Below are 12219 nucleotides of genomic sequence, written 5' to 3'. Positions count from 1 at the left end.
ACGGTCAGGCATGCTGCCACGGAACGACGATTCCAAACCTTTCCGGTCCCGAGGCGTTGCATCGGGGGACAATTCGCATGGTGGAGATCACGTGACCAAGACACTGCGCTTAGAACCCCTGTCGGACAACGCGGCGTTGGTTGCCTGGCAATTTTTGGGGCAGCCGTTGCAGGAGTGGCCGAGCTGGGTTCAGTCGAATTGCTCGCTGCAGAAGGATGCCGACGGAAAATTCGAGCTTCGGCACGAGCGGCGCAGCGGCACCCAGATCGTCTATCTCGGCGAGTGGCTGGTGAGAGATCTCGATGGCGGCGTGGACTTCTACACGGACGCTGAGATCTGGTCGCGGTTCGCTGCCAAGCGCTGACGCGCTGAGAGATTCAGCCGACGCGTCGATCGCGCCTTAGTCTTTCCTGCTCGAGCTTCGGACGATCAAAAGCCTGTGTGGCTGGTGGGGCAAAAAGCCTCGCGGTAGGAGCCGCCCAGAGAATGCAATCTGTAGTAATATTTCATCGTACTACACCCTGAGGGGCAATTCTTCTGAACGTATACTGAAACGAGAATTTTGGAAGCGACATCTTCGGCGCCCCTCTCCCCTAAAGCATTTGAGCAGGAGCAAGCGATGGGAACCGACGTGAATGTTCATCCCGGTCACGGCAAGGCCGGACGTCAACCGACGCGACAATTTCTGGATACGCTTTCCGGACACGACGATCCGGGCATGTTTGGCCGGATGTTTCCAACCCTGGAGCCGCTGGCTGTCGACGACGGTCCGCTGCGCGAGCTCGCCGACGCGATGAAGGATCCCGCCCCCGGCGACGCCGCGGGCAACAACCTCAACGTCCCGGCGGGTTTCACCTATCTCGGCCAATTCGTGGATCACGACATCACGCTCGATCTGACCTCCTTCGGCGAGAAGGAAGCCGATCCGACGGCGGTCACGAATTTCCGCACGCCCGCACTCGATCTCGACAGCGTCTATGGTCTCGGCCCCGACGGCAGCCGTCATCTCTACGCGCGCAATTCGGCCAGCGACAGCGGCAAGACACCGGGCCCCAAGCTGCTGATCGGCAAGACCGTCAACGTCGATGACATCACCGGCGATCATCGCAACGACCTGCCGCGCAATCCCGAGGGGTTTGCCCTGATCGGCGATCACCGCAACGACGAGAACCTGGTCGTCGCGCAAACCCACCTTGCGATGCTGAAGTTTCACAACAAGGTCTGCGATCAGCTCGCGGCGTCCGGCAAGCCGGCGGGCGAGATCTTCGAGGAAGCGCGCCGGATCGTGACCTGGCACTACCAATGGATGGTCCTGCACGATTTCGTGGAGCGGATCACCGAGAAGGGGCTCGTCGCCAAGATCCTCGAGCAGGGGCGGCGCTTCTACCGCTTCAAGAAGATCCCCTACATGCCCGTCGAGTTTTCGGGCGCCGTCTATCGTCTCGGCCACAGCATGGTGCGCCAGGTCTATAGCCACAACCGGATCTTCACGCCCGGCCCGGGCGGGATTCCTGCAACTCTCGATTTGCTGTTCAGGTTCACGGGACTTTCGGGAGGAATCATCGGAGATCTCGCGCCCAATCCGATTCAGCCGCCGCTCCCGCTTCCGGTGCTTTCGAGCAACTGGATCATCGACTGGCGGCGCTACTTTCAGGTGCTGCCGAGCAACCCTGCGGGCGTGACGCTCAATCCCTCCCGCAAGATCGACCCGTTCATCGTGCCGCAACTCCATACCCTGCCTGGTGACGGCGGCAGCCTGCCGTTCCGCAACCTCAAGCGCGGCGTGTTGCTCGGATTGCCGTCCGGGCAGGACGTCGCCAAGGCCATGAAGATCAAGAATCCGCTGACGCCGGAAGAAATCTCGAAGGGGAGCGACGGCGCCGTGGCGAAGAAGCATGGCCTGCACCAAAACACCCCGCTCTGGTACTACATCCTCAAGGAGGCGGAGCAGCGGGGCAGCGGCGAAAGGCTCGGCCCGGTCGGCGCGACCCTGCTTGCCGAGGTCTTCGTCGGCCTCGTCCATGGCGACCACCAGTCGTATCTCTGGCTCAAGGGCAAGACCTGGAAGCCGACGCTGCCGTCGCAAGTGCCGGGCGAATTCACGATGGCCGACCTGCTGCGTTTCGTCGGGGATATCAGCCCGATCGACGGCATCTCGACCGTCTAGACCAGACGCCCGCCAGCGTTGCAGACGATGGGCCGGACCGGCGCGCATGGCGCGCCGGTCTGGACGTTTGCAACAATGCTCAGGGCTTGAACACGTAGCCCGGCGTGATCGCCGCCGTCTCCGGGATCGGCGGCAGGTCGGCGAACAGCTGAGGCCGGTCTTTCATGACCTTGAGAATGTGCTTCGGCTCAATATGCGCATTGACGTCGAAGGTCGATTTGAGGATGCCGAGCCGGGTGAGCCGGTCCTGGGCGCTCCACAGCGCGCGGTAGTTGTTCGCCGACAGCCGGCGGTCCGCCTGCTGGATGTTGAACTGCATCGCGGCCTCCGCGACCTCCTGCTTCAGGCCTGGAATCCAGCGCGTCGCGACTTGTGCCGCCAGCTTCGGGTTCTTGCGCATCCATTGGTCGGCCTCAGAGACGGCGGCGAGGAATTTCTCGATCGTCTCGCCGTTGGCCTGCACCCATGGGCGCAGCGCGACGTTGAAGCCGATATAGGAGATCACGTCGCCGCCCCGAATGATCTCGACGGCGCCCGGCACGTCCTTGCCCGCGACGATCGGCCAGGGGTCCCAGCCCGAGAACGCGTCGATGCCCTTGGCGAGCAGGGCGACGGTCATGTCCGGGGGCGGGGTGTTGACCAATGTTACGTCGTCGGGTTTCAGTCCGGCCTTCTCCAGCGTCGCCAGGATGTAGAGATGGTTGATCGTGCCGAACGACGCCGCGATCTTCTTGCCCTTCAACGTCGACAGGTCGCCCTTGACGATGCCCGAGCCTTCGCGCGCGATGATCGCCATCGTGGCATCGGAGCCGGCCTTGGTGGCGTTGCCGCTGTAATTGCCCAGCGCGACGAGGTCCATGCCGCGCAGCACCGCGCCGATCATGGGTACGCCGACCTGCACGATCTCGCTCTCGCCGGCCTGCAACGCGTTCAGCGCGTCGACACCGGTGGCGTAGGGGCGTGCGATCGTGACGTCGAGCCCGTACTTCTCGAAGAAGCCGCGCTCGAGCGCGATGGGCAGGCCAATCTGGTCGATGCCAGTGACCATGCCGGCCTTGAGTTTCGTCAGGGTTTGGGCGCTTGCCGGCACCATGCCGGCGAGAAGCGCCAATCCAAGCAGCAAGAGTCGTTTCATAGTCTCAGCCTCCCTCTTTTATCGGCCCCACCGCCGTCACCCAATAGGGCCGGGCCACGGCATTGAGGTCCGTTCTTTTGACACCGCGCAGCTCGATCGAATGCTCGTCCGTGCCCGAGACGCGTCCGTATTGCTGGAAGGCGAGCACGTGGAAACGCTCCGGCGTGAACGGCAGCTCGATCTGCACGTTCACCTTTTCCGACGTGCCCGTGAGCTGCGGCGAGATCTTTCCGGGCGCTGTGATCGTCAGCCAGAGCTGAAACAGTGCCCATGCGGCCACCGCGCCGAGAACGACACGGCTCTTGGGCGAGCGAAGAACGTCGGCGGCGATGCTCATGCTGCGCGCACCATCTGCAGCACGCGCGCCGAAAGCTGCTTGAACTGGTCGTCCCGGACGAGATCGTCCCAGATGCGGGGGCGCGGAAGGTCGACCGCGACCTGGTCGAGCACGCGTCCCTTCGACAGCACGACGACGCGGTTGGCGAGAAATACCGCTTCCGCCACGTCATGGGTGATGAAGATCACCGTCGGCTTGCGCTCCTGCCAGATGCGGGTCAGTTCCTCCTGGAGCGTCATGCGCGTCTGCGCGTCGACGCTGGCGAACGGCTCGTCCATCAAGAGGACGTCGGGGTTGTTGGCGAGTGCGCGCACCACGCCGACGCGCTGCTGCATGCCCCCGGAGAGCTCGTTGGGATAGCGGTGCGCCGCATGCGAGAGCCCGGCAAGCGCGAGATATTCATGCGCGATGCGGTCGCGCTCGGCCTTCGGCACGCCGCGCATCTTCGGCCCGAAGCCGACATTGTCGAGCACGGTCTTCCAGGGAAACAGCGCGAACGACTGGAACACGACGCCGCGCTCGGGGCCGGGCCCGTGCACCGGCTTGCCGTCGAGCAGGATGTCCCCCTTCGAATAGGGAATGAAGCCGGCGATCATGTTCAGGATCGTCGTCTTGCCGCAGCCGGAGGGGCCGACCACCGAGATGAACTCGCCGGGCTCGACGTCGAGTGAGACGTCGTGGACGGCGGTGACATGCGCGCCTGCATAAGGGTCGAAATAGGTCTTGCCGAGATTGCGCAGCGAGAGCGTCTTCATGATGTCACCAGTCCCCAACGCTGGCCGGTCGCACGCTCGAGCGGGGCGAGAATCCAAGCGTCCACGATGTACCAGAGCAGTCCGAGAATGATCATGCCGAGGATGATCTCGACGGTCGACCCGGCGCGGCGCGCATCAAACATCATGAAGCCGATGCCCGACGTGCCGACGATCATCTCGACCGCGATCAGCGCGCGCCAGCCGTAGCCGAGTCCGTTGCGAAGGCCGGTGATGATGTTGGGCAGGGCGCCCGGCAGCGTCACCTCCCAGAGCACGCGCGCCCGCGAAGCCCCGAGGCTCAAGGCGGCGCGTGACAGATCGCGCGGTACCGATTCGACGCCGAGCACGGTGTTGAGCACGACGGGGAACAGCACGGTGTAGACGATGACGAAGGTCATCGTCGTCAGACCGAAGCCGAACCAGATCAGAAGGATCGGCAGCCAGGCGATGTCGCCGATGGCCTGGAAGAACAGCAGCACCGGCCAGCAGATGCGATGCGCCCAGCGGCTGGTGCCGATCAGGATGCCCAAGGGTATGCCGAGCGCCATGCCGACCGCGGCGCCGGTCGCGAGCCGGATCAGGCTGTCCTGGAGATAGTCCGGCAGGATGCCCTTGTAGGTCAGCGTGAAGAATGCGCGGATGACGTCGGCCGGGCCGGGGAAGAACGCGCGTGGAAACAGCCCGGCCTCGCTGACCGCGGTCCACAGCGCCAGCACCGGGATGAAGGGAATGATCGCGGCGATGCCCGGCCAGCGCCGGGTCAGGCGGGCATAGCCGGCCCAGATTTGCAGCAGGACGTTCATGCGCGCCTCACCATGCCCCAGCGCTCGATGGTCGCGCGTTCCAGCGGGACCAGCAGCAAACGGTCGATCAGAAGCCAGAGCACGCCGATCACGATCATGCCGAACACGATCACCTCGGTGCGGTAGAAATCGCGCGCGACGAACAGCATGTAGCCGAGCCCGACATTGGTCGCGATCATCTCCGCGGCGATCAGGCCGCGCCAGGCAAAGCCCAGGCCGGTGCGAATGCCGGTAACGATATTGGGCAGCGCGCCCGGCAGCAGTACTTCGGTCAGCAGCGCCCAGCGGCCGGCGCCGAGCGAGGCGGCAGCGTTGCGCAGCGTGTGCGGGATGGTCCTGACGCCGAGAAGCGTGTTGTAGGCGACGACGAAGAATACGGCGTTGAAGATCACGAAGACGATCGCGCCGAAACCGTAACCGAACCACAGCGTCGCGATCGGGATCCAGGCAATGCCGGCGAGCACCGAGAAGAACCGGAACAGCGGCGTGAGAAAGGCCGCGACCGTCGGGCTGACGCCCATGGCGATGCCGAGCGGCACCGCCGTGGCGATGCCGATCAGTGTCCCCAGGCCGACGCGCAAAAGGCTGGCGCCGACATGCGCGAACAACGTGCCGTCCCGGATCGAGTCAAGCGCGGCGGTGCCGACCGCGCCGACCGAGGGAAACACGCGGGGATTGACGTTGAACAGCGGGACCACGGCGGCCCAGACCGCGACCAGCGCAAGCAGCGGCGCGACGAACATTGCAGCGCCGGCCAGAGAGTTGACGCTGCGCATCAGCCGCGACGATCGGCCTTTCAGACTGCCCGTCAGCTGCATTCGACCTCCCTGACGCTCAGCTATGCCTGTACCGGCATTTCCCACTGATCATTGCTGGTATCGTAGCCGCGTCTCGCGCAATCGCATATCTGTATCGGTTGCGACCCTCCTCGCGATCCGCGCGGAGCGGGGATCCGGGCCGAGCCCCCTCATGTCACGGTGCATGGCGCTTTCTCTTGCGGTTGAGGCTCGGCTTCCTGACGGCGCGCAGGGTCGATCCATCCGCCTTGCGAGCCGCCGCGGCGATAATGGTCTTTCGGTTCGACAGCTTCGATCGGGTGTAGCCCAGCAGCCGTTCCATCGCGGCGCGCGCCTTCTCCGGGTTGCCGCTCTCGATGGCCCGCGCCGCTATGACGTGGTTCGGCAGATTGTCCTTGAACCAGCCGCCGGGGCCGCCGACGGCAACGGTGAAGACGGTGCCCAGAATGGTATCGATCGCCCCGCGAAAGCCCTGGAGGACCGGATTGTGGGTCGCGTCCAGGATGGCGAGATGGAAAGCCTTGTCGGCAGCGAGGGCGCTGGCCTGGTCCTTTGCAGTCTGCATCGCCGCCAGGGCCGTGTCGATCCGCCAGCGGTCGTTCTTTGTTGCACGCTCGGCCGCAAGCGCTGCGGCAGCGGGCTCGATGATCGAGCGCACCTCCTGGATTGCCAGCAGAAGGTCCCGATCCGGCTCGTCCTGACCGACCAGCCAGCTTAGCACGTCGCGGTCGAGCAGGCTCCATTCGTGGCGCGGCAGCACGTGCGTGCCGTGGCGCGGCCGCACGCTGACCAGACCTTTAGCGGCGAGCGTCTTGATGGCTTCGCGCACCACGCCGCGCCCGACTCCGAAGCGGGCTTCGAGCTCAGGTTCCGGCGGCAGGGCTGTCCCGACCGGAATGAGATCCTGCGCGATCTCCCGGCCGAGCGTCGTCAGCACGGCGCGAATGCGGCCGGGCTTGATCGGCTTGTCGACGGGGCTCGGGCGCGCTCTTGCCACTCGTACGTTTCTCCCGTCCGGCCTGTCGCGGCTGGTTCGTTTGTATTTGGCTGCCACGCCCCGGCAGCTGCAATCATCGGATGTTTAACATCGGATGAATGGATGAGCGCAAGCGCAATTGTCGCAGCACACCCCGTGTTGCGTTGCGATATGCGCGTGGACGGCGGATCAAAGCGTCTCCTCCAGCGTGCAGGTCACAGTGCAGACGACGCCGCGCGGCAGGGGCAAGCCCCCGTGATCCGCTGCACCTCGGCATCGAGCACCATGCGCATGCTACGCACCGTTCCCAGCAAACGGCGCGCAGCCTCGCTGCGATCCTGATGGTAGTTGTAATAGGCAAGGCCCACCGCGAAAACGATCAGCGGTAGCGTCGTTCCGGCGACAAGGAGGCGAGCCGAACGGGCAGGGTAAGCTTTGGCGAACGCAGGCGTCCCGGTTCCAGCGCGGCAGCACCGGACAATGATTTTGAAGAGACCATAGGCGCAGGAATTGTGCTGCGCCACGAATTTTCGCCGTCCGTCCAGCGCGCTCCTGATCGCCGGAGACCTCGCGCCTCCGCCGCATACCGAAGCGGCGAGTTGCAGTGCAGCAGGCGTTTACGTGCAGTCCTGCGACGAAGGGGTAGCTCCAGCCCACGCGAAATGACTTCCGTCCCGCCGAGGTTTTTCATACGCTTGCCTCTCGCAAGCCGCATAACGGCTGCGCTCACGGCCCGGCGACAGGGCCGGAGCATCAAAGGGAGGGGAGACGATGAAGCGAAGGTCATTTCTCGCTGGGATCGGTGCAACCACTGCGGCAGCTGCCATCGGCATGCCGTCGATCCTGAGGGCGCAAGCCCCGATCACACTGAACGGTGCCGTGCAGTTCAATGACGACCATGCCTTCAATCGGGCCCTGCTGCGGTTCGAGGAGCTGGTGAAGAAATATTACGGCAAGCCCGTCAACTTCACCCTGCACAGGAACTCCTCGCTCGGCCTCGAGAAGCAGTATTTCGAGTACATGTCGCAAGGCAAGGCAGTCGATTACGGCATCGTCTCGCCGGCTCACATGTCGACCTTCGCCAAGGCCGCCCCGTTCATCGATGCGCCCTTCGTGTTCAAGGGCATCGAGCACATGAACAAGGTGGTCGAAGCCAATATCCTGGCGCCAGTCGCCGACGAGGTCGCGGCCAAGGCGGACGTGGTTCTGATCGGTTATGCCGGCGGCGGCATCCGCAACATCTTCGCCAACAAGCCGCTCAAGAACCTCGCCGACCTCAAGGGCCTCAAGGTGCGCGTGCAGGGCGCGCCGATCTGGTCGAAGACCTTTGCGGCCGTTGGCATGAGCCCCACGGTGATCGCCTATAACGAAGTCTACAACGCGATCCAGAACGGGGTGATATCAGCCGGCGAGAACGAAGCGGCCGGCGTCGAGGCGATGAAGTTCTATGAAGTGGCGCCGCATCTCAACCTGACCCAGCACGCCGTGTCGATCCGGCCGATCTGCTTTTCCGTCAAGACGCTGAAGACCCTGCCGAAGGATCTGCAGGACGCGATCATGAAAGCGGGCAAGGAGGCCGGCGATTACGGCCGCCAGCTCGAGTCGAGCGAGGAGGTCGTCAAGCTCGACACGCTGGAGAAGGCCGGCAAGCTCAAGCGCGTTCCGTTCGAGGAGCGGGACGCCATGAAGAAGCTCGCCGACCCCGTGATGGCCACCTACGCCAAGGAGATCGGCGCGGAGGGCATTTTCGAGAAGATCAACGTCGTCTGAGGCCGCCCTGTCCGCCGACAGCATTCCGGGCAGGCCCCGCTTCCTGCCCGGACATGGCGGATGAGCGCCGTACGGAGCTCCAATGTCCGAAATGCACGTCCCGTCCACACCGTCGCTGTGGCGTCGCGTCACCGCGGCCTATGCGAAATTGTTGGAATTCCTGCTTGCCGCCTGCGTCGGCATCCTGGTCATCCCCGTCACATTGCAGATCGTCTCGCGCTACACGCCGTTCATTCCCTCCTACATCTGGACCGAGGAGATGGCGCGATTCCTGTTCATCTGGACGATCATGATCGGCGCCATGGTCGGCATCCGCGAGGCTCAGCATTTCGAGGTCGACGTGTGGCCCGATTTGTCGCGGCGGTCGGAGGCCGCAGTGCGGATCATCGCGCGGCTCGGCGTGCTGGCACTTGCCCTCGTGTTCGTGTCGGCCGGCATCGAATTCACACGCTTCGCCTGGAACAGGACGTCGGAGCTGGCCGATCTGCCGCTCTGGCTGATCCACGTTGCCTGGCCGGTGGCCGGCGTGACCTGGATCGTGTTTGCGGGCGAACAGATGCTCGATGAACTGCGCGTTCTGGTCGGGGCACAGCAATGAACGGCACTGTACTTTCTGCCGGACAGGCCGCCATGGTGCTGTTCGGGGTCTTCGTCGGCCTGCTGATCGTGCGCGTGCCGGTCGCCTTCGCGCTGGGCCTTGCCTGCGTGCCGATCCTTCTGATCGAGCCGCGCCTGTCGCTGATGACGCTCGCGCAGGAGACTTTCAACGCGTACAACTCGTTCATCCTGCTCGCGGTGCCGTTCTTTCTGTTGACGGCGAACCTGATGAGTATCGGCGGTATCACGGATCGCCTGGTGGCGCTGTCGCGCTCGATGGTCGGGCACTGGCCGGGGTCGCTGGCGCAGATCAACGTCGTGCTGTCGGTGTTCTTTGCCGGCATCTCCGGCTCCTCCACTGCGGATGCGGCGAGCCAATCGAAGATCTTCATCGATGCGCAGACCAAGGAGGGCTACGATCTCTCGTTCTCCATTGCCATCACGGCGGCCTCCGCGGTTCTTGCGGTCGTCATTCCGCCCTCGATCCTGATGATCGTGTGGGGCGGTCTGATCTCGACCTCGATAGCGGCGATGTATCTGGCCGGTATCGTGCCCGGGCTGCTGATCGCGGGCGCGCAGATGGCGACGGTGCACGTCTATGCGGTGCGCCGCGGCTACCCGACCTATCCGAAGTCGACCTGGGTCGACATGCGATGCGCCATCTGGCGGTCGATACCCGCGTTAATAACGCCGTTCATCATCGTCGGCGGCATTCTGCTCGGCTGGTTCACCGCGACCGAGTCCGCCTGCGTTGCCGTGCTCTATTCCGTCGTGCTCTCGGCGTTCTTCTACCGCGAGACGGGAATCCGTGAATTGTACAGAGCCTTGCTCGACACTGGGCGTCTCGCCGGCGTAGCGCTGTTCTGCGTCGGCACCGCCAGTGCGTTCGGCTGGCTGCTGGCCTATTACAAGATCCCGCAAGAACTGCTGGCGAACGTTTCGACATGGGGCATGGGTCCCGTCGCGGCCGGCTTCTTCATCGCCTTCTGCTTTCTGGTGGTGGGCTGCTTTCTCGACGCCATCCCCGCGATCATCATCGTCGGCACCGTGCTGGAGCCGCTCGCCAGGTCCGTCGATCTGCATCCGGTCCAGTTCGCGATCATCTCCATCGTCTCGCTGGCCTTCGGATTGGTGACGCCGCCCTACGGCCTCTGTCTGATGATCGCCTGTTCGATCGCGGGCGTGCGGCTGCGCTATGCCCTGAAGGACACGGTCATCATGCTGATCCCGATGCTACTCGTGCTGGCGGCGGTGATCATTTGGCCCAGCGTGTCGCTGTTCCTGCCGCGCCTGATCGTGCCGGAGATGCTCAAGTGACCGCCTGATAGGAGGACCCCGCAGCCGGGCAGGGCTATCGCATCTGAGGGATTTTCCCCGTGGCCATCCTTCGAGACGCCCGCTTTAGGCGGGCTCCTCAGGATGAGGACGGAGTGTGCGGCAGCAGTCGAAACGGGCACTGACGCCGATTAGCCTCATCCTGAGGAGGCGCGTAAGCGCCGTCTCGAAGGACGAGGCGTGCTCGCAGGCCGCCGCAGCGAGTCATATGCGATCGTGCTGCCGCGGCCGACGGCCGCGGGGTCGTCGCGGTGGGCTACAGATTGCTTTCAGTGATTGCGGCGTAGACCATGCTGCGCAGCTCGCGGCGGATCGGATAGGCGCTCGACGGCAGCACTTGCGTCATGAAGATCGCGATCAGGTCCTCGGCCGGATCGATCCAGAACGAGGTCGTGGCGGCGCCGCCCCAATTGTATTCGCCGGGGCTGCCGGCGATCAATGTCTCGGCCGGGCGCATGGTCACGGCGAAGCCGAGACCGAAGCCGATGCCGTTATAGGTCGCTTCCGAGAACAGCGAGCGCGAGACGTCCGGCAGCGCACGGCCGCCCGGAATGTGGTTGGTGGTCATCAGCGCCAGCGTCTTCGGCCCGATCAGCCTGACGCCGCCGAGCTCGCCGCCATTGAGCAGCGCACGGCAGAAGGTCAGATAGTCGGCAACGGTCGAGCACAGCCCGCCGCCGCCGGAGATGAACGAGGGCGGCGACAGGAACGAGCTCGTTGCCGGGTCGTCCTGGAGCGTCAACCCCTCGCGGCGCTGGCCCGCATGGAAGGTCATGCCGCCGCCGGGATCGGCGGAATAGCAGGCGGCGAAGCGATGCGCCTTCGAGGCCGGGACGTGGAAGTCGGTGTCGGTCATGCCGAGCGGGTCGAGGATGCGCTGTTTCAGGAACTGCTCGAACGGCATGCCGGAGATCTTGCCGACGAGATAGCCGATCACGTCGGTCGCAACGGAGTAATTCCAGGACTCGCCCGGCGAAAACTCCAGCGGGATCTTGGCCAGGCCCTCGACCATGGTCTGGAGTGTGCCTGATTTTTCGACCTCGCCGATCTTTTCACTGCGGTAGGCGGCATCGACGTTGGAGCGTTGCTGGAAGCCATAGGTTAGGCCGGAGGTGTGGCGCAAGAGGTCGACGATCAGCATCGGCCGCGACGGCGGCCGGGTCAGGAACGCCGGATAGGTGCCGGCGACGAACACGCCGAGGTCCTTCCACTCCGGAATATATTTCGCGACGGGCTCGTCGATGGCGACGAGGCCTTCCTCGACCAGCATCATGAAGGCGACGCTGGTGAGCGGCTTGGTCATGGAATAGATGCGATAGATCGTATCGTCCTTCACCGGCACCTTGCGCTCGACATCGGCAAAGCCCTGCACCGAGCTGTGCGCGACCTTGCCGCGGCGGTAGACCAGGAGATGCGTGCCCGGGAAACGCCCGGCATCGATGTACCGGCGCTTGAGATGCGCATCGACGCGGTCGAGCGCGGCCTTGGACATGCCGACGGATTCGGGCGAAGCGGGGGTGGGGGCGAGCATCAGTTCCTCCGGGGCG

The 12219-nt window shown here is 64.4% G+C and carries 12 protein-coding genes and 1 pseudogene; 5 read left to right on the top strand and 8 right to left on the bottom strand.

Annotated elements, in window-relative coordinates; translation table 11 throughout:
- Window positions 1-91 precede the first annotated feature (91 nt).
- Together I6F24_RS03040 and I6F24_RS03035 are read left to right on the top strand one after the other, a co-directional pair.
- Complete coding sequence (locus tag I6F24_RS03040) at window positions 92-364, top strand: hypothetical protein (protein ID WP_036025895.1); 273 nt, start codon at window positions 92-94, stop codon at window positions 362-364.
- A gap of 255 nt (window positions 365-619) precedes the next feature.
- Complete coding sequence (locus I6F24_RS03035) at window positions 620-2167, top strand: heme peroxidase family protein (RefSeq protein WP_036025893.1); 1548 nt, start codon at window positions 620-622, stop codon at window positions 2165-2167.
- A gap of 79 nt (window positions 2168-2246) precedes the next feature.
- On the opposite strand, the gene I6F24_RS03030 is transcribed toward I6F24_RS03035, so the two are convergent.
- The 7 genes and pseudogenes from I6F24_RS03030 to I6F24_RS03000 all read right to left on the bottom strand — a co-directional run.
- Complete coding sequence (locus tag I6F24_RS03030; RefSeq protein WP_036004511.1) at window positions 2247-3302, bottom strand: ABC transporter substrate-binding protein; 1056 nt, start codon at window positions 3300-3302, stop codon at window positions 2247-2249.
- A gap of 4 nt (window positions 3303-3306) precedes the next feature.
- A complete protein-coding gene (locus tag I6F24_RS03025) occupies window positions 3307-3639 on the bottom strand; it encodes a hypothetical protein (RefSeq protein ID WP_225123699.1) in 333 nt (110 codons plus the stop codon).
- Complete coding sequence (locus tag I6F24_RS03020) at window positions 3636-4394, bottom strand: ABC transporter ATP-binding protein (protein WP_225123698.1); 759 nt, start codon at window positions 4392-4394, stop codon at window positions 3636-3638. The genes I6F24_RS03025 and I6F24_RS03020 overlap by 4 nt, the downstream gene beginning before the upstream one ends.
- Complete coding sequence (locus tag I6F24_RS03015; protein WP_036004520.1) at window positions 4391-5197, bottom strand: ABC transporter permease; 807 nt, start codon at window positions 5195-5197, stop codon at window positions 4391-4393. Before I6F24_RS03015 ends, I6F24_RS03020 begins: the two co-directional genes overlap by 4 nt.
- Window positions 5194-6015, bottom strand: a complete 822-nt coding sequence (locus I6F24_RS03010; RefSeq protein WP_225149946.1) for an ABC transporter permease — start codon at window positions 6013-6015, stop codon at window positions 5194-5196. The genes I6F24_RS03015 and I6F24_RS03010 overlap by 4 nt, the downstream gene beginning before the upstream one ends.
- 154 nt (window positions 6016-6169) lie before the next feature.
- A complete protein-coding gene (locus I6F24_RS03005; protein ID WP_036025887.1) occupies window positions 6170-6991 on the bottom strand; it encodes a FadR/GntR family transcriptional regulator in 822 nt (273 codons plus the stop codon).
- Window positions 6992-7221: 230 nt separating this feature from the next.
- Window positions 7222-7469 (bottom strand): annotated as a pseudogene (locus tag I6F24_RS03000) (hypothetical protein); the annotation flags it as partial.
- A gap of 272 nt (window positions 7470-7741) precedes the next feature.
- On the opposite strand from I6F24_RS03000, the gene I6F24_RS02995 reads away from it, so the two are divergent.
- The 3 genes from I6F24_RS02995 to I6F24_RS02985 all read left to right on the top strand — a co-directional run bounded on the left by I6F24_RS02995 (window position 7742) and on the right by I6F24_RS02985 (window position 10654).
- A complete protein-coding gene (locus tag I6F24_RS02995; RefSeq protein WP_036004529.1) occupies window positions 7742-8740 on the top strand; it encodes a TRAP transporter substrate-binding protein in 999 nt (332 codons plus the stop codon).
- A gap of 82 nt (window positions 8741-8822) precedes the next feature.
- Window positions 8823-9338 carry a TRAP transporter small permease gene (locus tag I6F24_RS02990; RefSeq protein WP_036004532.1) on the top strand — a complete coding sequence of 172 codons (516 nt, stop codon included), beginning with the start codon at window positions 8823-8825 and terminating at the stop codon, window positions 9336-9338.
- A complete protein-coding gene (locus I6F24_RS02985; RefSeq protein WP_036025880.1) occupies window positions 9335-10654 on the top strand; it encodes a TRAP transporter large permease in 1320 nt (439 codons plus the stop codon). Before I6F24_RS02990 ends, I6F24_RS02985 begins: the two co-directional genes overlap by 4 nt.
- Window positions 10655-10928: 274 nt before the next feature.
- Here the strand turns inward: I6F24_RS02985 and I6F24_RS02980 are convergent, their stop codons facing one another.
- Window positions 10929-12203, bottom strand: a complete 1275-nt coding sequence (locus I6F24_RS02980) for a serine hydrolase domain-containing protein (RefSeq protein ID WP_225139622.1) — start codon at window positions 12201-12203, stop codon at window positions 10929-10931.
- Between the last annotated feature and the right edge of the window lie 16 nt (window positions 12204-12219).

Source organism: Bradyrhizobium sp. BRP23 (genome assembly GCF_020194135.1).
GTDB classification, from domain to species: Bacteria; Pseudomonadota; Alphaproteobacteria; order Rhizobiales; family Xanthobacteraceae; genus Bradyrhizobium; species Bradyrhizobium yuanmingense.
The sequence above is the reverse complement of the archived record's forward strand: the minus strand, read 5'-3'. Positions and strand labels throughout refer to the sequence as shown.